Raw genomic sequence first — 21,429 nt, forward strand, 5'->3', positions numbered from 1 at the left:
ACCCGTGCCCGACCCCTCGACCTATCGCCCTGCTCCCGGCACCATCCCGGTGGAGCCGGGGGTGTACAAGTTCCGCGACCCGCACGGCCGCGTCGTCTACGTCGGAAAGGCCAAGAGCCTGCGCTCGCGGCTGAACTCGTACTTCGCCGACGTCGCGTCGCTGCACCCGCGGACCCGCCAGATGGTGACCACCGCCGGGTCCGTCGAGTGGACCGTGGTGGGCACCGAGGTCGAGGCGCTCCAGCTCGAATACAACTGGATCAAGGAGTTCGATCCGCGCTTCAACGTCCGCTACCGCGACGACAAGACCTACCCCATGCTCGCGGTGACGCTGAACGAGGACTACCCGCGGCTGTTCGTCTACCGAGGACCGCGCCGCAAGGGCGTGCGGTACTTCGGGCCCTACTCCCACGCCTGGGCCATCCGCGAGACCCTGGACCTGCTGCTGCGGGTGTTCCCGGCCCGCACCTGCTCCGCCGGGGTGTTCAAGCGTCACGCGCAGATCGGCCGCCCGTGCCTGCTCGGCTACATCGACAAGTGCTCGGCGCCGTGCGTGGGCCGCGTCGACGCCGACGAGCACCGGCGCATCGTCGAGGACTTCTGCGACTTCCTCGCCGGCCGCACCGACAAGCTGGTCCGCGACCTCGAACAGCGCATGCAGGCCGCCGCCGAAGACCTGGACTTCGAGACCGCCGCGCGCCTGCGCGACGACCTCGGGGCGCTGCGCCGGGCCATGGAGAAGCAGGCGGTGGTGCTCGGCGACGGCACCGACGCCGACCTCGTCGCCTTCGCCGGCGACGAGCTCGAGGTGGCCGTACAGGTGTTCCACGTGCGCGGCGGCCGCGTGCGCGGACAGCGCGGCTGGGTGGTGGAGAAGTCCGGGGACGTGGTCGACCGGCCCGAGACCGCGGCAGGCGCGTCCGACGCCGAGACGGAGGTGTCGCTGCTCGTCGAGCAGTTCCTCACCCAGTTCTACGGCGAGGAGGCCGCGCTGTCGGCGGCCGGGGCCGAACCGGCCGGCAGCGCGGTGCCGCGGGAGGTGCTCGTGCCCGCCCTGCCGCCCGACCCGGAGGAGATGAGCCGCTGGCTCGGCACCCTGCGCGGGGGGCCGGTGCGGCTGCGGGTACCGCAACGCGGGGACAAGAAGGCCCTCGCCGAGACCGTGCAGCGCAACGCGCACGAGGCGCTGACCCAGCACAAGCTGCGCCGCGCCGGTGACTTCACCGCCCGCTCGGCCGCCCTGCAGGGCATCCAGGAGGCCCTCGACCTGGACTCGGCCCCGCTGCGCATCGAGTGCGTCGACATCAGCCACGTCCAGGGCACCGACGTCGTGGCGTCGCTGGTGGTGTTCGAGGACGGCCTGCCCCGCAAGTCCGACTACCGCCACTACGCCATCCGCGAGGCCGCCGGCGACGGCCGCTCCGACGACGTCGCCTCCATCGCCGAGGTGACCCGGCGCCGATTCCTGCGGCACAACCGGGACCTCGCCGCGGCCGGCGGTGACCTGGTCGCGGCCCGCCGCGGTGACCCGGACGCGGCCCGCCGCGGTGACCCGGACGCGGCCCGCCGCGGTGACCCGGTCGCCGCCCGCGACGGCGACGGCGGTGACCTCGCCCCGGAGGCCGCGCTCGACCCGGCCACCGGGCGGCCCCGCCGCTTCGCGTACCCGCCGAACCTGTACGTCGTCGACGGTGGTGCCCCGCAGGTCGCCGCCGCGGCGGAGGTGCTCGACGAACTCGGCATCACCGACGTCGCGGTGATCGGCCTGGCCAAACGGCTCGAGGAGGTGTGGGTGCCGGGAGAGGAAGACCCGGTCATCCTGCCGCGCACCAGCGAATCGCTCTACCTGCTGCAGCGGGTGCGCGACGAGGCGCACCGCTTCGCCATCACCTACCACCGCAGCAAGCGGTCCCGGCGGATGACCGCGTCCGCGCTCGACGGGGTTCGCGGGCTCGGGCAGGCGCGGCGCAACGCGCTCGTCGCGCACTTCGGGTCGGTGGCCCGGCTGCGGGAGGCGAGCGTGGAGGAGATCACCGCGGTGCCGGGCATCGGTGTCGCCACCGCCCGCGCCGTGCTCGACGCCCTGCGCGGCGACGCCCCGGACACCGAGACGGCGGGCGAGGCTGCGCCGGACACGCCGGTGAGTGATGATGGCACCGTCGGCGTGTCGGGCGGACGAACGGAGACGGAACGGTGACGCAGCAGGCGCAGACGGCGCAGCCTCGACCCCGGCCGCGGGGTGAACTCCGCCCGCGCGCCGAGGTCGCCCTGGTCACCGGCCTGTCCGGGGCCGGCCTGAGCACCGCCGCGACGGCACTCGAGGATCTCGGCTGGTTCGTCGCCGAGAATCTGCCCCCGCAACTGGTCACCTCGATGGTCGATCTCGCGGTGCAGGCCGACCCGCCCCTGCAGCGCCTCGCCGTGGTCATGGACGTCCGCAGCCGCCTGTTCACCGGCGACCTCGGCTGGGTCGTCACCGAACTGGCCGCCCGGCCCGTGCGCACCCGGGTGCTGTTCCTCGAGGCCACCGACGAGGTCCTCGTGCGTCGTTTCGAGCAGGTCCGGCGCAGCCACCCGCTGCAGGCCGACACCGCCGACCGCACCCTCACCGACGGCATCGCCGCCGAACGCGCCCAGCTCGCCGGGGTGAAGGCGGCCGCCGATCTGGTGGTCGACACGTCGTCGCTGTCCGGTCCGGAACTACGCCGCAAGATCGACTCCGCGTTCGGGGACGGCGACGCCGACTCGATCCGGGTCACCGTCGAATCCTTCGGGTTCAAGTACGGTCTGCCGATGGACGCGGACGTGGTGTGCGACGTGCGGTTCCTGCCCAACCCGCACTGGGTGCCCGAACTGCGCCCGCACACCGGCCAGGACGACGACGTCCGCGACTACGTGCTGAGCCGGGACGGGGCCCAGGACTACCTGCAGACCTATCATCGGCTCCTCGAACTGACCACGGCCGGCTACCGCCGGGAGGGAAAGCGCTACATGACGATCGCGGTGGGATGTACCGGCGGCAAGCACCGCAGCGTGGCGATGAGCGAGGCCCTCGCCGCGCGCCTGGAAACCGACCCGACGCTGGCGGTGCACGTCGCGCACCGGGATCTGGGGCGCGAATGACGGGCCCCGGCACCGCGGCCCCCGCACCCGGGCCCGGCGGGCAGGTCGCCGCGCCGGAACCGTCGATCGTCGCCCTGGGCGGCGGCCACGGCCTGTACGCCACCCTCAGCGCCGTCCGCCGGCTCAGTAACCGCGTCACCGCCGTCGTCACCGTCGCCGACGACGGGGGGTCCTCCGGGCGGCTGCGCGCCGAACTCGGCGTCATCCCGCCCGGCGACCTGCGCATGGCCCTGGCCGCGCTCGCCGCGGACACCCCCCGCATCCACACCTGGACCGAGACGGTCCAGCACCGGTTCGGCGGCACCGGCGCCCTGGCGGGACACTCGGTCGGCAACCTGATCCTGGCCGGACTGACCGAGGTGCTCGGCGACCCCGTGGCCGCGCTCGACCGCGTCGCCGAGCTGCTCGAGGTGCGCGGCCGGGTGCTGCCGATGTCGCCGATCGCCCTCGACATCGAGGCGGACGTCTCCGGCCTCGAATCCGATCCGCGCGCCAGCCGGATCATCCGCGGGCAGGTCGCCGTCGCCACCACCCCCGGCAAGGTGCGGCGCGTGCGGCTGATCCCGGCCGACCCGCCGGCGTGCCCCGACGCGCTCGACGCGGTGGGCGCCGCCGACCTCGTCGTGCTCGGGCCCGGCTCGTGGTTCTCGAGCGTCATCCCGCACGTGCTCGTCCCCGAGCTGCACGAGGCGCTGGTGGCGGCGCCCGCCCACAAGGTGCTGGTGCTCAACCTCGCTGCCGAACCGGGGGAGACCGCCGGATTCTCCACCGAGCGGCATCTGCACGTGCTGGCCCAGCACGCCCCCGACTTCCGGGTCGACCACGTGGTCGTCGACTCCGCGTCGGTACCCGAAGGACGCGAACGCGAACACCTGTGCCGGGCGGCCGCCGGATTCGGCGCCCGGGTGGTCTACGCCGACGTCGCCGAGACCGGCACCCACCGACACGATCCCGCCAAACTGGCGGCGGTCCTGGAACGACACCTGCCCGACGCGGCCCGCCCCCGGGATCTCGCGCAGCGGGACGGAAGGGAGATCCCGACGTGGCAATGACAGCGGAGGTCAAGGACGAGCTGAGCCGGCTGGCGGTCACCCGCACCAGCAGCCGCAAGGCCGAGGTGTCCGCCCTCCTGCGCTTCGCCGGCGGGCTGCACATCGTCGGCGGCCGCGTCGTCGTGGAGGCCGAGGTGGACCTCGGGTCGATCGCCCGCCGGTTGCGCCGCGAGATCTTCGAGCTCTACGGCTACTCGGCGGAGGTGCACGTCCTCGGCGCCGGCGGACTGCGCAAGAGCTCACGTTACGTGGTGCGCGTCGCCAAGGAAGGCGAGGCCCTCGCCCGTCAGACCGGCCTGCTCGACGTGCGTGGCCGCCCGGTGCGGGGCCTACCCGCCCCGGTCGTCGGCGGCAGCATCGCCGACGCCGAAGCGGCGTGGCGCGGCGCCTTCCTCGCCCACGGCTCGCTCACCGAGCCGGGCCGCTCCTCCGCCCTCGAAGTCAGCTGCCCCGGCCCGGAGGCCGCGCTCGCGCTCGTCGGCGCCGCCCGCCGCCTCGGCATCGCCGCCAAGGCCCGCGAGGTGCGCGGCGCCGACCGGGTCGTCGTGCGCGACGGCGAAGCCATCGGGGCGCTGCTCACCCACATGGGTGCCCAGGACACCCGGCTGACCTGGGAGGAGCGCCGGATGCGGCGCGAGGTCCGCGCCACCGCCAACCGGCTCGCCAACTTCGACGACGCCAACCTGCGCCGCTCCGCGCGCGCCGCCGTGGCCGCGGCCGCCCGCGTCGAACGGGCCCTGGCGATCCTCGGCGACGACGTGCCCGACCACCTCGCCGCGGCGGGCGCCCTGCGCGTCCAGCACCGGCAGGCCTCCCTCGAGGAACTGGGCCAGCTCGCCGACCCCCCGATGACGAAGGACGCCGTCGCCGGACGCATCCGCCGACTGCTGTCCATGGCCGATCGCCGCGCCAAGGATCTCGGCATCCCCGACACCGAATCGGCAGTGACCCCGGAGCTGCTCGACGAGGCCTAGCCGACCGGCCCGGGCCTCCTGCCGCACTCCGCCGGCACCGCAGATAGGGTAGGGGTCACATCGACCGATGAGTCCTGCCGGTGGGCGCCGATGTCTCCGGCGCCGCGGCGGGCAACACTGGCACAACCAGAAGAAATGGGCAAAGGAGCGTAATTGTGACTGTCCGGGTAGGCGTGAACGGCTTCGGTCGTATCGGACGTAACTTCTTCCGGGCTGTCGAGGCGCAGAAGGCGCTCGGCACCACCGACATCGAGATCGTCGCGGTCAACGACCTCACCGACAACGCGACTCTGGCCCACCTGCTCAAGTACGACTCGATCCTCGGCCGGCTGCCGCAGGATGTCAGCCTCGACGGTGAGGACACCATCGTCGTCGGCGACCACCGGATCAAGGCCCTCGAGGTCAAGGAAGGCCCGGCCGCGCTGCCGTGGGGCGACCTGGGCGTCGACGTCGTCGTCGAGTCGACGGGCATCTTCACCGACGCGTCGAAGGCGAAGGGTCACCTCGACGCCGGCGCCAAGAAGGTGATCATCTCGGCGCCCGCCAAGGGCGAGGACCTCACCGTCGTGATGGGTGTCAACGACGACAAGTACGACGGCAGCCAGAACATCATCTCCAACGCCTCGTGCACCACCAACTGCCTCGGACCGATCGCCAAGGTCCTCGACGACAGCTTCGGCATCGTCAAGGGCCTGATGACCACGGTCCACGCCTACACCCAGGACCAGAACCTGCAGGACGGCCCGCACAAGGATCTGCGCCGCGCCCGCGCCGCCGCCCTGAACGTCGTGCCCACCGGCACCGGCGCCGCCAAGGCCATCGGTCTCGTCCTGCCGCAGCTGGTCGGCAAGCTCGACGGCTACGCCCTGCGCGTGCCGATCCCCACCGGCTCGGTCACCGACCTGACCGCCAACCTCGCCACCCCGGCCTCCGTCGAGGAGATCAACGCGGCGATGAAGGCGGCCGCCGAGGGCCCGCTCAAGGGCATCCTCAAGTACACCGAGGACGAGATCGTCTCCTCGGACATCGTCACCGATCCGCACTCGTCGATCTACGACGCCGGCCTGACCAAGGTCATCGACGACCAGGTCAAGATCGTCTCCTGGTACGACAACGAGTGGGGCTACTCCAACCGCCTGGTCGACCTCATCGGCCTGGTCTCGAAGTCCCTCTGACCGAACAGGACAGTCGAACAGTGGCAGTTCAGACTCTCGAGGATCTGCTCGCCGCCGGCGTCGAGGGCCGTGGCGTGCTGGTGCGCTCGGACCTCAACGTCCCGCTGGACGGCGCGACGATCACCGACCCCGGTCGCATCATCGCGTCCGCCCCGACGATCGCCGCGCTCGCCGAGGCGGGCGCGAAGGTCGTCGTCACCGCCCACCTGGGCCGGCCCAAGGGCGAGCCCGATCCGAAGTTCTCCCTCGCCCCGGTCGCGGCGAAACTCGGCGACGTGCTCGGCCGCAACGTCCAGCTCGCCGGCGACGTCGTCGGGCAGGACGCGCTGGCCCGCTCGGAAGGCCTGACCGACGGCGACATCCTCCTGCTCGAGAACATTCGCTTCGATCCGCGCGAAACCAGCAAGGACGAGGCGCAGCGGCAGGCGCTGGCCCGCGACCTCGTCGAACTCGTCGGCGACGACGGGGCTTTCGTCTCCGACGGCTTCGGCGTGGTGCACCGCAAGCAGGCCTCGGTGTACGACGTGGCGAAGCTGCTCCCGCACTACGCGGGCAACCTCGTCGCCGCCGAAGTCGAGGTCCTCGCCAAGCTCACGAGCGACCCGGAGCGGCCCTACGCGGTGGTGCTCGGCGGCTCGAAGGTCTCCGACAAGCTCGCCGTCATCGAAGCCCTCGCCCCCAAGGTCGACACCCTCGTCATCGGTGGCGGTATGTGCTTCACCTTCCTTGCCGCGCAAGGCATCCCGGTGGGCAACTCGCTGCTCGAGGAATCGATGACCGAGACGTGCAAGGACCTGCTCGAGCGGTTCGGCGACGTCATCCACATCCCGCAGGACGTGGTCGTCGCCGACTCCTTCGCCGCCGACGCCGAGGCGAAGACGGTGCCCACCACCGAGATCCCCGACGGCTGGATGGGCCTGGACATCGGACCCGAGTCGGTGGCCCGGTTCGCCCAGTACCTCACCGGCGCCAAGACCGTGTTCTGGAACGGCCCGATGGGCGTGTTCGAGTTCGAGAAGTTCGCGGCCGGCACCAAGGGGGTCGCCGAGGCGATCGTCGAGGCCACCCGCTCCGGCGCGTTCAGCGTCGTCGGCGGCGGCGACTCGGCCGCGGCCGTGCGTCTGCTCGGCCTCCCCGAGGACGGGTTCTCCCACATCTCCACCGGCGGCGGCGCCTCCCTCGAATACCTCGAGGGCAAGGAGCTGCCCGGGATCAGCGCCCTCGACGACACCGCACCGGAGGCCTGAGATGACCCGAAAGCCGCTCATCGCCGGCAACTGGAAGATGAACCTCAACCACCTCGAGGCCATCGCCCTCGTGCAGAAGATCGCCTTCGCGCTGCCGGAGAAGTACCTCGAGAAGGTGGACGTGACGGTGCTGCCGCCGTTCACCGACATCCGCAGCGTGCAGACGCTGATCGAGGGCGACAAGCTGCTGCTCACCTACGGTGCGCAGGACGTCTCGGCCCACGACTCGGGTGCCTACACCGGAGAGATCAGCGGCGCGATGCTGGCCAAGCTGGGGTGCACCTACGTGGTGGTCGGCCACTCGGAGCGACGCACCCTGCACGGCGAGACCGACGAGATCGTCCTCGCCAAGACCAAGGCGGCGTTGCGGCACGGCCTGACCCCGATCGTGTGCATCGGCGAAGGCCTCGACATCCGCGAAGCCGGTCAGCACGTGTCCCACAACGTCGCCCAGCTGCGCGGATCCCTCGCGGGGCTCTCGTCCGACGACATCGCGAAGATCGTCGTCGCGTACGAGCCGGTCTGGGCCATCGGCACCGGCAAGGTGGCCTCGGCCGCCGACGCCCAGGAGGTGTGCGCGGCGGTACGCGCCACCCTCGCCGAGCTCGCCTCCCCGGAGACCGCCGACGCCGTCCGCGTGCTCTACGGCGGCTCGGTCAACGCCAAGAACGTCGGCGAACTGATCGCCCAGCTCGACATCGACGGCGGTCTCGTCGGCGGTGCCTCGCTCAAGGCCGACGAGTTCGCCCAGCTGTCCGCCATCGCCGCGGGCGGGCCGCTGTAAGGCACCCGCGGTGCCCTTCCGGATCCCCCGAGGCCCGGAAGGGCGCCGCGACGGCGCCCTGTAGTCTGGCGCCATGGCACTGTTCCTCGACATCCTGCTGATCACCACCAGCCTGCTGCTGATCCTGCTCGTGCTGCTGCACCGCGGCAAGGGCGGCGGTCTGTCCACCCTGTTCGGTGGCGGTGTCCAGTCCAGCCTGTCCGGCTCCAGTGTCGCCGAGAAGAACCTCGACCGGCTGACCGTGTTCACCGGCATCGTCTGGCTGATCGCCATCCTCGGCATCGGCCTGCAGATCAAGTTCAGCTGAGCACTGCGCACGACGGCGCGACCCGGACTTCCGGGTCGCGCCGTCGTGCGTCGGCCGCGATACTGACCGGATGACGGATACCGCCCGCCCGGCCGACCCCTCCGGGTCCCGCTCCGCCACCGAACCTCTGCGCCAGGACATCCGGCTGCTCGGCGGGATGCTGGGCCGCATCGTCCGCGAACAGGCCGGCGAGCACCTCTTCGCCCTCGTCGAACGCGCCCGCGTCGAGAGCTTCCGCGTGCGCCGCTCCGAGATCGACCGCGCCGAACTCGCGGCGATGTTCGCCGACGTCCCCACCGACGACACCCTCCCCGTCATCCGGGCCTTCAGCCACTTCGCGCTGCTGGCGAACCTCGCCGAGGACCTGCACCGGGAACGCCGCCGCGCCGTGCACGTGCGCGCCGGGGAGCCGGCACAGGACAGCTCCCTGGCCGCCACCTACCGCAAGCTCGACGCCGCCGAACTCGACCCCGCCGAGGTCGCCGCCGCGCTCGACGGCGCCCTCGTCTCCCCGGTGATCACCGCCCACCCCACCGAGACCCGCCGCCGCACCGTCTTCGACGTGCAGACCCGCATCACCGATCTCATGCGCCGCCGCGAACGCGCCGAACCCGACGAGCGATCCGACATCGACCTGCACCTGTGGCGGCAGATCCTCACCCTGTGGCAGACCGCCCTCATCCGGCTCGCCCGCCTGCGCATCCAGGACGAGATCGAAGTGGGCCTGCGCTACTACGACGCCGCCCTGTTCCGCGTCGTCCCGGCCCTCAACGCCGAGGTCCGGCGCGCCCTGCGCGAACGCTGGCCCGGCGTCCCGCTGCTGCCGGACCCGTTGGTGCGCACCGGAACCTGGATCGGCGGCGACCGCGACGGCAACCCCAACGTCACCGCCGAGGTCGTCCACCGCGCCACCGACCGGGCCGCCGCGACCGCCCTCGGCCATCACCTCGCCGAGCTCGAACGGCTCGAGCAGGAGCTGTCGATGTCCGCACGTCTGGTCCGCGTCACCGACGACCTGGCCCGCCTCGCCGACGCCTCCGGTGACGCCGCCCCGTCGCGCGCCGACGAACCGTACCGCCGCGCGCTGCGCGGCATCCGGGGCCGCCTGACCGCCACCGCGGCGCGACTGCTCGACGACCCACCGCCGCACGCGGTGCCGAGCCGGCTGACCGCCTACGACACGCCCGCCGAACTGCTCGCCGACCTCGACATCCTCGACGCCGCCCTGCGCGCCGGCGGCAGCGCGGTCCTCGCCGACGACCGGCTCGCGCACGTGCGCGGCGCCGTCGAGGCTTTCGGCTTCCACCTCGCCTCCCTCGACCTGCGGCAGAACGCGGAGGTGCACGGCCGGGTGATCGCCGAACTGTTCAGCTGGGCCGGTGTCACCGACGACTACCCGGCGCTGCCCGAGGAGGAGAAGGTCGCGCTGCTCGCGGCCGAACTGCGCACCCGCCGTCCCCTCAGCGCGCCCGGCGCGCGGCTCGGCGCCGACACCGCCCGTGAACTCGGCGTGCTCCGTGCCGCCGCCGACGCCGTGACCCGGTTGGGCCCGGATGCCGTGCCGCACTACATCGTCAGCATGTGCAGCTCGGTCTCGGATCTGCTCGAGGCGCTGGTTCTGCTCGACGAGGCCGGCCTCGTCGAGCACGACATCGCCGGGCCGCGCTGCCCGGTCGCGGTGATCCCGCTGTTCGAGACCATCGACGATCTGCGGCACGGCGCCGAGATCCTCACCGCCGCCCTCGCCGTCCCCGAGTTCCGCAACCTCGTCGACTCCGCCGGCGGGGTCCAGGAGGTCATGCTGGGCTATTCGGACTCGAACAAGGACGGCGGCTACCTCGCCGCGAACTGGGCGCTGTACCGGGCCGAACTCGACCTGGTGGAGGCCGCGCGCACCGCCGGGATCCGGCTGCGCCTGTTCCACGGCCGCGGCGGCACCGTCGGTCGCGGCGGCGGACCGAGCTACGACGCGATCCTTGCGCAGCCGCCCGGGGCCGTCGCCGGCTCGCTGCGCCTGACCGAGCAGGGTGAGGTGATCGCGGCGAAGTACGCCGAGCCGAAGCTGGCGCGCCGCAATCTCGAGTCCCTCGTCGCCGCGACCCTCGAGTCCACCCTCCTCGACGTCGAGGGACTCGGCAGCGACGCCGGCCCGGCGTACGCGGTGCTCGACGAGCTCGCCGAACTTGCCCGCGCCGCCTACAGCGATCTCGTGCACGAGACCCCGGGCTTCGTCGAGTACTTCCGGACGGCCACGCCGGTCGCGGAGATCGGGGCCCTGAACATCGGCAGCCGGCCCACCTCGCGCAAGCCGACGTCGTCGATCGCCGACCTGCGGGCGATCCCCTGGGTGCTGGCATGGACCCAGTCCCGTGTCATGCTGCCCGGCTGGTACGGCACCGGGACGGCCGTCGAGACCTGGATCGCGGGCGACGAGGCGCGCCTGGCCACCCTCACCGGCCTGTATCGGCGCTGGCCGTTCTTCCGCACCGTGCTGTCCAACATGGCGATGGTGCTGGCCAAGTCCGACCTCGGTCTCGCGGCGCGCTACGCCGAACTGGTGCCGGACCCGGACCTGCGGGACCGGGTGTTCGACAAGATCACCGCGGAACACGAGCGCACCGTGCGCGTCTACCTGGCGATCACGGGGCACTCCGAGCTCACCGCGGACAACCCGGCGCTCGCCCGGTCGGTGCACAACCGCTTCCCGTACCTCGAGCCGCTGAACCACCTGCAGGTCGAGTTGCTGCGCCGGTTCCGGGCGGGGGAGGACACCGACCGGGTCCGCCGCGGCATCCAGCTGACGATGAACGGCCTCGCGACCGCGCTGCGGAACAGCGGCTAGCGCCGGGCAGCAGGCCGGGGCGGCAGCGGCCGGACCGGCCGGGCCGGACCGGCCGGAGCTGCCCGCTCAGCGGGACGACGGCGCGCCGAACGGCCGTGACCCGCTACACCTGGACGGGTGACTCATGACCGCGAACAGATCGTCGAACGGCTCGCCGAACTCGCCTCCGCCCTCGACCGCCGGGACTGGGCCGGTCTCGGTGCCGCCTTCACCGACTCCGCGACCGGCTACGGCGCGGCGGGGCGCGACGGCATCGTCGCCGTGGTCCGCGCCCATCTCGGCGGCTGCGGACCCTCGCAGCACTTGCTGGGCAACCACCGCATCGAGGTCGACGGCGACCGGGCCCGGTCGCTGACGTACGCCCGCGTCCACCACGTGGGCGCGGGCCCGGCCGCCGGGGCGAGCTACGAGTGCTTCGGCGAGTACGACGACCGGTGGGTCCGCACCCGGGACGGCTGGCGCCTGACGTCGCGCACCTTCACCATCTCCCACGACCTCGGCGACTTCGGCGTCCTCCGGCCCGGCTGACCCGCGGCGCGTGCACCGCGGGTCCGGCCGAGGCGGACGTCAGGGCGTGACGATCGCGAAGTCCGGATCCACCGGTGCGAGCACCTCGACGAGCCGGGCCACCACCGTCGGGTCGCCCGTCACCGCGATCGTCCCGTCCGCGAGGGCCGCCGCCGCATCCAGCTGCCCGGTGAGGGCACCGATCAGGGCGCGGCGGGTGAGGGTGAACACGGTGCTGTCCGGCGGCGGCTCGGGCACGGTCCGATGGTTGAGCACGCCGTGGCGCAGTTCCGTGAGATACGTGGTCCCGAGGTCGGTCAGGACCCACGTGATCACCAGCTGCAGATCCCACGCGCGGGGTCCGTCCACCCGCACCGCCAGGCTGTCGAACAGCTGCGGGACGGTCAGCGCATCGAGGAAGTCGCCCGAGGACTGCACCGGCGACCCGAAGATTCCCTCGCGGAGTTCCTTCGCGCCGGCCAGATAGACGCAGCGCCAGGTGCCGTTCTCGGCGCCGTACGCGAGTTGCTCCATCGCGTCGGCCTGCAGGTCCCGGGCGGCCTGATCGGTGTCGTCGGTGAACAGCAGATGTTTGCAGACCTCGAGCACCCAGCGGTAGTCGCCCTCCTCGAAGGCACCTCGCGCGACGGCGAGGGCGGCGTCGGCGCCGCCCATGGCGTCGACGTACCGGCGGGCGGCCTCGGCCGGGGGATGGGCCCACAGGTTGGCGGGGTTGCCGTCGTACCACCCCATGTACCGCTGGTAGATCGCCTTGACGTTGTGGCTCACCGAGCCGTAGTAGCCGTGGGTGTGCCACGCCGCCGCCAGGGCCGGGGGCAACTCGAACCGTTCGGCGATCTCCGCGCCCACGAGGCCCTGATTCATCATCCGCACCGTCTGATCGTGCAGGTACAGGTACATGTCGCGCTGCACGGCGAGGAATTCGAGCGCTCGCTCCCGGCCCCAGGTCGGCCAGTGGTGCGAGGCGAACACGACCTCGAGCGCGTCGCCCCACAGGCCGATCGTCTCGTTGAGGTAGTGGCCCCAGGCGTGCGCGTCGCGCACCACCGCACCGCGCAACGTGAGGATGTTGTGCATGGTGTGGGTGGCATTCTCGGCCGCGCACAGCGCGCGCCGCTCGGGGAACCAGATGTTCGTCTCGGCGGGGGCCTCGGTGCCGGGGGTCAGCTGGAAGACCATCCGTACCCCGTCGACGGTGAGCTCCTGCCCGGTCGCGGTGATGTCGACGGTCGGCGCGATGAGCGTGACGGTGCCGGCCGACGTGGTCTGGCCCAGCCCGGCACCGATCTGACCGGCCGGCCCCTTCCCGAGCGCCGCCCCGTACATGTAACCCGAGCGCCGCGACATCGCCGTGCCCGCGAACAGGTTCTCCGACACCGCATGTTCGAGGAACCCGGCCGGGGCGACGACCGGGACCGTCCCGGCCGCGACGAGTTCCGCGTCGAGCACCCCCTCGACGCCACCGAAGTGGTCGACATGGGAGTGGGTGTAGATCATTCCGGACACGGGCCGGTCGCCGCGGTGCCGCCGGTACAGCGTCAGCGCCGCCGCGGCGGTCTCCGCGCTGATCAGCGGGTCGATCACGATCACCCCGGTGTCACCCTCGACGACGGTCATCACCGACAGGTCGAACCCGCGCAACTGGTAGATCCCCGGCACCACCTCGAACAGGCCGTCCTCGGTGAGCAGCCGGCTCTGCCGCCACAGACTCGGATGCGCCGTCGGCGGGGCGGGCCCGTCGAGGAACGCGTAGGCGTCGAGGTCCCACACCACGCGTCCGTCCGCGGTGGTGATCGTCCGTTGCTCGCTGCGGCCGACGAACCCGCGCGTCGCATCCTCGAAGTCCTGCCCGTCGTCCGCGGGCAGCGTGGCCGCCGCGGCCTGCAGGTTCCGCCGAGTGGTCTCGCTGGCACCGGAAGCGCTCATGGCCGCCGTCCTCCCCGGAAGTTGCGCGGTGCCCCGAGCGTAGAGGACGTTGCCGGCGCAGGCCGGTGATCACCGGAATCGGGTGCGACTCACCGATACTCGTCGGCGAGTTCGAGGTAGCCCTCCCAGTGCGGCAGGGCCCGGCCGCCGAGCACGGCGTCGAGCCGGTCGAGGTAGTACTGCCAGCCGGGACCGATCTCCGAGGTCTCCGACCGCGGGACGTGCCGGTGCGAGAACTCGAGGGTGGTGACGACCCCCACCTGCTTCGTCGTGAGCTCGAGTTGCCACCCGTCCTGGTCGACGACGAGGACGTGGGGCGGGTCGCAGCGCAGGATCCGCACGTCCGTCGTCGCCGTGTCGTGCTCGTCGGTCATCGTCAGCTGCACCCGTCCCGAGGCGGGGTCGCCCGTCCACCGTCCGTACCAGTGTTCGAGCCGGTCGGTCAGCGCCGCCCACACCTCGCCGACCGGCAGGGCGAAGCTGCGCACGTAGTGCAGGGTGACGAGGGAGGACCCGTCCGGACAGCCGTGCTCGGGCCGGATCTCGCCCAGGACGGTGGTCGGGGTGCTCATCGAAGGCTCCTTTCCACGCAGTGCTGTCCCCATTGTGGTCCGCCGGAGCGCAGCCCGCCGGGTATGCGCCGGGCCGTCCCGCGGGAACCGCGGGGGTGGCCGCGGCGTCGAACTGGGCAGGGAACACGGAACTGGGAACACCGAACTGGGCAGGGAACACCGTAGGGGAGGAGCTTCGCGATGGACCGTAGGACGGAGCGATGCCGCCGTGGCCGCCTCACCGGGCTGCGCGCGACCCGCAATCCGAGCTGGGCGGCACGCCTGCGTTGCGGCGTGACCGACGGCCGTGTGCCCCCGGATCCGCGGTCCGGCGGACCCGACCGGGACGGGCGGCGGTGGTGACGGTCAGCCCGCGGGCAGCGCCGCGGCGGCCTCCGTGTCGAGGAACCACACGGTCTGTTCGCGGCCCCGCGCCCCGGCGGCCGGGATGTCCACCGCGTCGGCGCCGCCCACCGCGGCCGCGACGGCCTCGGCCTTGGCCGCGCCGGTGACGAGGAGCCACACCTGCCGGGCACGGCGGACCGCCGGGAGGGTGAGCGTGACCCGCGCGGCGGGCGGCTTGGGGGAGTCGTCGACGCCGACGACGAAGCGATCCTGCTCGCGCACCGCGTCGGTGTGCGGGAACAGCGAGTTGACGTGTCCCTCGCCGCCCATCCCCAGCAGGTGCACGTCGAACTCGGGGGTGCTGCCGTCGGAGGAGTTCGCGGCGAGCACCTGCGCGTACGCGCGGGCCGCCGACTCGGGGGAACCGGCCCCGGCCTCGTCGAGGGTGGGCATCGCGTGCACCCGCGCCGGATCGAGCGGCACGTGGTCGAGCAGCGCCGCGCGGGCCTGGACCTCGTTGCGCTCGGGATCGCCCGGCGGCAGGTACCGCTCGTCGCCGAAGTACACGTCGACCGCGGACCAGTCGATTCCGCCGGGAGCCCGCAGGACCGCGTCGAGCACGGCGATGCCGGTGCCGCCGCCGGTCAGCACCACCGCGGCGTGGCCGCGGTCGCGCTGCGCGGCGACCACGGTCTCGACGAACGCTGCGGCGGCCGCCCGCGCGAGCTCGTCGCCCGACTCGAAGCGCCGCACGTGGACGTTCCCGGAGATGTGGCGCGCGTCAGACATATTCCACCTTCGACAGGGCCGTCAGGGCCGCGTGGTACACCTCGTCGGGATCGAGCCGCCGCAGTTCCTCGGCGAGGCATTCCGAGGAGTCGCGGCGTGCGAGCGTGATCAGCGAATCGGGTTTGCCGGTGCGCCGCAGCGTGGCCACGCGCCCGTCCTGAGGCCGCTCGAGCGAGATCGTCTGGGTTCGGGTGCGCAACTCGACCCGCAGATCGCCCACCGCGCGGTGCACCGGGCCGTCGATACGGCTCGCGAGCCAGCCCGCGAGCAGATCCACCGCCGGTTCGCTGCCGAGTCCCGATACCAGCGCCGACTCGACCGGCTCGAACGGTGGCTGGTCGAGCGCGGAGACGAGCAGCGCCCGCCAATACGTGATCCGGCCCCACGCGAGGTCGGTGTCGCCGGGGGTGTAGCCGGACAGCCGCGAGACGATCTCGGTCATCGGGCGCGACGAGTTCGTCGCATCGGTCAGGCGTCGCACGGCGAGCCGCCCCACCGGGTCCGCCGCCGGCACCTCGGGAGGGGTGTTCGGCCACCACACCACCACCGGGGTGTCCGGCAGCAGGAACGGCACGATCACCGATTCCTGGTGGTCGGCGAGCGGGCCGTGCAACGCGAGGATCAGCACCTCCGAGGCCCCGGCGTCACCGCCTATGCGGATCTCCGCATCCATGCGCGGTTCGTCGCCCGCGCGGCCGCGGCCGACGACGATCACGCGGCACGGATGCTCCCGCGACGCCCCGATGGCCGCGGTGATCGCGGCCTCGAGGCCGCGTGGACCGTCGGTGCACACCACCAGGGTGAGCACGCGCCCCTGCGTGACGATGCCGCCGGTCTGCCGCAGCTGGACGAGCTGTTTGCTGATGTCGATCGCGGTGGCGTTGCGCAGCTGCATCCTCACGGGCGTCTCCATTCGCGGCCCGAGCGGCGGAGCATCTCGTCGGCCGACGACGGCCCCCAGGTGCCGGCCTCGTACGGCTCGGGCTTGCCGTGCGCCGCCCAGCGCTCGAGCACCGGGTCGAGGATCCTCCACGACAGCTCGACCTCGTCGTCGACAGGGAAGAGCGACGGCACGCCGAGCAGCACGTCGAGGATCAGCCGCTCGTACGCCTCGGGGGAGGACTCGGTGAACGCCTGGCCGTAGCTGAAGTCCATGTTGACGTCGCGGACCTCCATGCTCGAGCCGGGCACCTTGGAACCGAAGCGGAGGGTGACCCCCTCGTCGGGCTGCACGCGGATGACGAGGGCGTTCTGGCCGAGCTCGGTGGTCATCGTCTGGTCGAACGGCAGGTGCGGGGCCCGCTTGAACACGATCGCGATCTCGGTGACGCGCCGGCCCAGACGCTTGCCGGTGCGCAGGTAGAACGGCACTCCGGCCCAGCGGCGGGTGTCGATCTCGCAGGTGATCGCCGCGTAGGTCTCGGTGGTCGAGTCGGCGGCGAAGCCCTGCTCCTCGTGCAGGCCGACGACCTGCCCGCCGTTCTGCCAGCCGGCGATGTACTGGCCGCGCGCGGTGGTCTCGTCGAGGGGCTCGGCGAGCCGGGTCGCGGACAGCACCTTGATCTTCTCCGCCCGCAACTCCGCCGGGTCGAAGCTGATCGGTTCCTCCATCGCGATGAACGCGAGCAGCTGCAGCAGGTGGTTCTGGATCACGTCCCGGGCGGCGCCGATGCCGTCGTAGTAGCCGGCGCGGCCGCCGAGACCGATGTCCTCCGCCATCGTGATCTGCACGTGGTCGACGTAGTGCGCGTTCCACAGCGGATCGAACAACTGATTCGCGAATCGCAACGCCAGGATGTTCTGCACCGTCTCCTTGCCGAGGTAGTGGTCGATGCGGAACACCGCCTCCTCGGGGAACACCTCGGCGACCAGCCGGTTCAGTTCCTGGGCGCTCGTCAGGTCGTGACCGAACGGCTTCTCGATGATCACCCGGCTCCAGGTGCCGTCTTGCGCGATCGCGAGTCCGGACCGTTTGAGCTGCGCGGACACCACCGGGAACGCGTTCGGCGGGATGGACAGGTAGAAGGCGTGGTTGCCGCCCGTGCCGCGGGCCTTGTCCAGCTCGGCCAGCGTCGAGGCGAGTTCGGTGAACGCGGCGTCGTCGTCGAAGCTGCCCTGCACGAACCGGATGCCCTCGGCCAGACGATTCCACACCTCCTCCCGGAACTTGGTGCGCGAGTTGGCCTTCACGGCATCGTGCACGACCTGACCGAAGTCCTCGTCGGCCCAGTCCCGTCGCGCGAAGCCGACGAGCGCGAACCCGGGCGGCAGCAGACCGCGGTTGGCCAGGTCGTACACCGCCGGCATCAGCTTGCGGCGGGCGAGGTCGCCGGTGACCCCGAAGATCACCAGGGCACACGGCCCGGCGATCCGGGGTAGCCGACGATCACGCTCGTCCCGGAGTGGATTGACCCACGCCGCCGTCTCGGGTCCGCGCACCGCGTCAGCTCTTCGCGCCGTGCGCGATCAGCTGCTCGGAGGTGGCGGCGAGCAGCTCGTTCCAGGACACCTCGAACTTCTCGACGCCCTCGTCCTCGAGCTTGCGGAACACCTCGGGCAGGTTCACCCCGATCGTCGACAGCGCGGAGAACACGTTCTCGGCCGCCTTCTCGGTACCGGTGACCGTGTCGCCGGTGACCTCGCCGTGGTCGGCGACGGCCTCGAGGGTCTTCTCCGGCATCGTGTTGACCGTGTTCGGGGCGACCAGTTCGGTGACGTACAGGGTGTCCGAGTAGTCGGGGTTCTTCACCCCGGTCGACGCCCACAGGGCGCGCTGCGGACGCGCACCGGCCGCGGCGAGCTGCTCGAACCGGGCCCCGGACTCGAACGCCCGGCGGTACGCCGCGTACGCCAGGCGGGCGTTGGCGACGCCGGCCTTGCCGCGCAGCGCCAGCGCCTCGGGGGTGCCGATCGCGTCGAGCCGCGCGTCGATCTCGGTGTCGACGCGGGAGACGAAGAACGAGGCCACCGAGTGGATCGTCGACAGCTCGTGCCCGGCCGACTTGGCGGCGGTCAGACCGTCCAGATAGGCCTCGATGACCCGTTCGTAGCGCTCGACCGAGAAGATCAGCGTCACGTTCACGCTGATGCCCTCGCCGATCACGCGGGCGATGGCCGGCAGGCCGGCCACCGTCGCGGGGATCTTGATGAGCAGATTGGGCCGGTCCACGATGCGCCACAGCTCGATCGCCTGCTGCACGGTCGCGTCGGTGGAGTGCGCCAGCCGCGGGTCGACCTCGATGGAGACCCGGCCGTCGACACCGTCGCTGGCCTCGAACACCGGGGCCAGGACGTCGCACGCGGAGCGCACGTCGTCGGTGGTGACGGTGCGGATGGTGGTGTCCACATCGGCGCCGGCCAGCGCGAGCTCCCGGACCTGGGCGTCGTAGACGTGGCCCTTGCTGAGCGCCGCCTGGAAGATCGACGGGTTGGTGGTCACACCCACGACGCTGCGGGTGGCGATCAGCTCGGCGAGGTTGCCGGTCTCGATGCGGTCCCGGGACAGGTCGTCGAGCCACACGGACACCCCGGCGGCCGAGAGCTGGACGAGATTCGCGTTCTGGGTTACCTGCTGGGTCATCGGGATCATCCCTTCACTCGGGTCAGCGAGCGGCGGGCGGCGTCGACGACGGCCTCGGCGGTGATGCCGAACTCGCGGAACAGGGTCTTGTGGTCGGCGGAGGCGCCGAAGTGCTCGAGCGAGACGGCCTCGCCGGCGTCGCCGAGCAGGCGGTGCCACGGCATCGCCAGTCCGGCCTCGACGGAGACACGCGCACGCACCGCCGGCGGGAGCACCTCGTCGCGGTACGCCTGGTCCTGCTGGAGGAACCAGTCGAGGACCGGCACGGAGACCACGCGGGTGGGCACACCGTCGGCCTCGAGTACCTCGCGGGCGGCGACGGCGAGCTGCAGCTCGGAGCCGGTGCCGAGCAGGATCACCTCGGGCGTGCCGGTGGACGCCTCGGCGAGCACGTACGCGCCGCGGGGCAGGCCCTCGGCGGCCTTCTCCCGGGTGCCCGCGAGCACCGGCACATCCTGGCGGGTCAGGGCCAGGGCGGTCGGGCCGGTCTTGTTCTCCAGCGCCGCGGCCCACGCGAACGAGGTCTCGTTCGCGTCGCCGGGACGGATCACGGCCAGATTCGGGATCGCGCGCAGCGCGGTGAGGTGCTCGACCGGCTGATGGGTCGGGCCGTCCTCGCCGAGACCGATCGAATCGTGGGTCCACACGTAGATCGCCGGGGTCTGCATGAGCGCGGCGAGCCGCACGGCGGGACGCATGTAGTCGCTGAACACCAGGAAGGTGCCGCCGTAGGGGCGGGTCGGGCCGTGCAGGGCGATGCCGTTGAGGATCGAACCCATCGCGTGCTCGCGCACACCGAAGTGCAGCGTCCGCCCGTAGGGCTGGGCGTTCCAGTCCTTCGTGGAGATCGACACCGGGCCGAACGAGTCCGAGCCGGGGATCGTGGTGTTGTTCGAGCCCGCCAGGTCGGCCGAACCGCCCCACAGCTCGGGCAGCACCGGGCCGAGCGCGGCGAGGGCGCTGCCGGACGCCTTACGGGTGGCCGGGCCCTTGGCGGCCGGCTCGTAGGTGGGCAGGACCTCGGTCCAGCCGGCGGGGAACTCCCCGGCCTGTAACCGGTCGAACAGTTCCTTGCGCTGCGGCTCCCGGCCGGCCCACGCGTCGAACTCGGCCTGCCATGCGGTGCGGGCCGCCGCGCCGCGCTCGACGACGCCGCGGGTGTGCTCGATCACCGCCGGGTCGACGTCGAAGTGCCGCTCCGGGTCGAACCCGAGGGCGGTCTTGACGGCGGCGACCTCCTCGGCGCCGAGGGCGGCGCCGTGCACGTCGCCGGTGTTCATCTTGGTCGGCGCCGGGTAGCCGATGATCGTGCGCAGCACGACGAGCGACGGCTTGTCGGTGACGGCCTTGGCGGCCTCGACGGCGTCGAGGATCGCGGTGACGTTCTCGCCGCCCTCGACGGTCTGCACATGCCAGCCGTAGGCCTCGTAGCGCCGGGCGACATCCTCACCGAGGGCGATCGCCGTGTCGTGCTCGATGGAGATCTTGTTGTCGTCGTAGAAGACGATCAGGTTGCCGAGCTGCTGCACGCCCGCGAGGGACGAGGCCTCCGACGTCACGCCCTCTTCGATGTCGCCGTCGGAGGCGAGGACGTAGATGTGGTGGTCGAACGGGCTCGCGCCGGTCGCGGTGTCCGGATCGAACAGGCCGCGCTCCCGGCGCGCCGCCATCGCCATGCCCACGGCGGAGGCCAGGCCCTGCCCGAGCGGGCCGGTGGTCATCTCCACCCCCGCGGTGTGCCCGAACTCGGGGTGGCCCGGCGTCTTCGAACCCCACGTGCGCAGCGCCTCGAGGTCGGCGAGTTCGAGCCCGTACCCCGACAGGTACAGCTGGATGTACAGCGTCAGGCTCGAGTGTCCGCACGAGAGCACGAACCGGTCCCGTCCCACCCAGTGCGGGTCGGTCGGGTCGTGCCGCATCACTTTCTGGAACAGCGTGTAGGCCACGGGGGCAAGGCTCATCGCCGTGCCGGGGTGCCCGTTGCCCACCTTCTGGACCGCGTCGGCGGCGAGCACGCGGGCGGTGTCGACGGCCTTGGTGTCGAGGTCGGTCCAGTCGGCGGGGTGCACTGCCTGGGTGAGGGAGCGGATCTCGTCTGTGATCGACACGAGCAGAAGTCTCCTGACATGGGTATACGGGGAGCGTGCGGGCGCGAGAGCCTCGAGCGCCCCTCCAGAGTAATGTGCTGCGCTTTGCGGGTCGATTC

The 21,429-nt window shown here is 72.1% G+C and carries 17 protein-coding genes; 10 read left to right on the forward strand and 7 right to left on the reverse strand.

Going from position 1 to position 21,429, the window contains the following annotated elements:
• Positions 1–4: 4 nt before the first annotated feature.
• The 10 genes from uvrC to ACWPQI_RS11850 all read left to right on the forward strand — a co-directional run bounded on the left by uvrC (position 5) and on the right by ACWPQI_RS11850 (position 12,032).
• Entirely contained in the window at positions 5–2,197 is a 2,193-nt protein-coding gene (gene uvrC / locus ACWPQI_RS11805; RefSeq protein WP_210062867.1) for an excinuclease ABC subunit UvrC, read from the forward strand.
• 71 nt (positions 2,198–2,268) lie between these two features.
• Positions 2,269–3,123 carry an RNase adapter RapZ gene (gene rapZ, locus ACWPQI_RS11810; protein ID WP_172603666.1) on the forward strand — a complete coding sequence of 285 codons (855 nt, stop codon included), beginning with the start codon at positions 2,269–2,271 and terminating at the stop codon, positions 3,121–3,123.
• On the forward strand, positions 3,120–4,175 hold the full coding sequence (locus ACWPQI_RS11815) for a gluconeogenesis factor YvcK family protein (RefSeq protein WP_010595106.1): 1,056 nt from the start codon (positions 3,120–3,122) through the stop codon (positions 4,173–4,175). Before rapZ ends, ACWPQI_RS11815 begins: the two co-directional genes overlap by 4 nt.
• Positions 4,172–5,149 (forward strand): DNA-binding protein WhiA, encoded by a 978-nt coding sequence (gene whiA / locus ACWPQI_RS11820; RefSeq protein WP_017682091.1) that lies wholly within the window; start codon positions 4,172–4,174, stop codon positions 5,147–5,149. The genes ACWPQI_RS11815 and whiA overlap by 4 nt, the downstream gene beginning before the upstream one ends.
• Positions 5,150–5,304: 155 nt before the next feature.
• Positions 5,305–6,324 (forward strand): type I glyceraldehyde-3-phosphate dehydrogenase, encoded by a 1,020-nt coding sequence (gene gap, locus ACWPQI_RS11825; RefSeq protein WP_010595104.1) that lies wholly within the window; start codon positions 5,305–5,307, stop codon positions 6,322–6,324.
• 20 nt (positions 6,325–6,344) lie between these two features.
• Positions 6,345–7,571 (forward strand): phosphoglycerate kinase, encoded by a 1,227-nt coding sequence (locus ACWPQI_RS11830; protein ID WP_010595103.1) that lies wholly within the window; start codon positions 6,345–6,347, stop codon positions 7,569–7,571.
• Between the two features lies 1 nt (position 7,572).
• Positions 7,573–8,355, forward strand: a complete 783-nt coding sequence (gene tpiA, locus ACWPQI_RS11835; protein WP_010595102.1) for a triose-phosphate isomerase — start codon at positions 7,573–7,575, stop codon at positions 8,353–8,355.
• A gap of 73 nt (positions 8,356–8,428) precedes the next feature.
• Positions 8,429–8,662, forward strand: a complete 234-nt coding sequence (secG, locus tag ACWPQI_RS11840; protein WP_003939471.1) for a preprotein translocase subunit SecG — start codon at positions 8,429–8,431, stop codon at positions 8,660–8,662.
• Positions 8,663–8,732: 70 nt separating this feature from the next.
• A complete protein-coding gene (gene ppc / locus ACWPQI_RS11845; RefSeq protein ID WP_010595101.1) occupies positions 8,733–11,504 on the forward strand; it encodes a phosphoenolpyruvate carboxylase in 2,772 nt (923 codons plus the stop codon).
• Positions 11,505–11,621: 117 nt separating this feature from the next.
• A complete protein-coding gene (locus ACWPQI_RS11850; RefSeq protein WP_040271526.1) occupies positions 11,622–12,032 on the forward strand; it encodes a nuclear transport factor 2 family protein in 411 nt (136 codons plus the stop codon).
• 39 nt (positions 12,033–12,071) lie between these two features.
• On the opposite strand, the gene ACWPQI_RS11855 is transcribed toward ACWPQI_RS11850, so the two are convergent.
• From ACWPQI_RS11855 to tkt, 7 genes are all read right to left on the reverse strand, one after another.
• Complete coding sequence (locus ACWPQI_RS11855; RefSeq protein ID WP_017682093.1) at positions 12,072–13,958, reverse strand: alkyl/aryl-sulfatase; 1,887 nt, start codon at positions 13,956–13,958, stop codon at positions 12,072–12,074.
• Positions 13,959–14,047: 89 nt separating this feature from the next.
• On the reverse strand, positions 14,048–14,530 hold the full coding sequence (locus ACWPQI_RS11860) for an SRPBCC domain-containing protein (RefSeq protein WP_010595098.1): 483 nt from the start codon (positions 14,528–14,530) through the stop codon (positions 14,048–14,050).
• A gap of 345 nt (positions 14,531–14,875) precedes the next feature.
• A complete protein-coding gene (gene pgl, locus ACWPQI_RS11865; RefSeq protein WP_010595097.1) occupies positions 14,876–15,643 on the reverse strand; it encodes a 6-phosphogluconolactonase in 768 nt (255 codons plus the stop codon).
• Positions 15,636–16,544, reverse strand: a complete 909-nt coding sequence (opcA, locus tag ACWPQI_RS11870; RefSeq protein WP_371851032.1) for a glucose-6-phosphate dehydrogenase assembly protein OpcA — start codon at positions 16,542–16,544, stop codon at positions 15,636–15,638. The genes pgl and opcA overlap by 8 nt, the downstream gene beginning before the upstream one ends.
• Complete coding sequence (zwf, locus tag ACWPQI_RS11875; RefSeq protein WP_017682095.1) at positions 16,541–18,082, reverse strand: glucose-6-phosphate dehydrogenase; 1,542 nt, start codon at positions 18,080–18,082, stop codon at positions 16,541–16,543. Before zwf ends, opcA begins: the two co-directional genes overlap by 4 nt.
• A gap of 4 nt (positions 18,083–18,086) precedes the next feature.
• The gene (gene tal / locus ACWPQI_RS11880; RefSeq protein WP_026138081.1) at positions 18,087–19,223 is read right to left on the reverse strand and encodes a transaldolase; all 1,137 of its coding nucleotides are present in this window, start codon (positions 19,221–19,223) and stop codon (positions 18,087–18,089) included.
• Positions 19,224–19,228: 5 nt separating this feature from the next.
• Positions 19,229–21,331 carry a transketolase gene (tkt, locus tag ACWPQI_RS11885; protein WP_017682096.1) on the reverse strand — a complete coding sequence of 701 codons (2,103 nt, stop codon included), beginning with the start codon at positions 21,329–21,331 and terminating at the stop codon, positions 19,229–19,231.
• Positions 21,332–21,429: the final 98 nt, after the last annotated feature.

The organism is Rhodococcus sp. LMD (assembly GCF_056108245.1).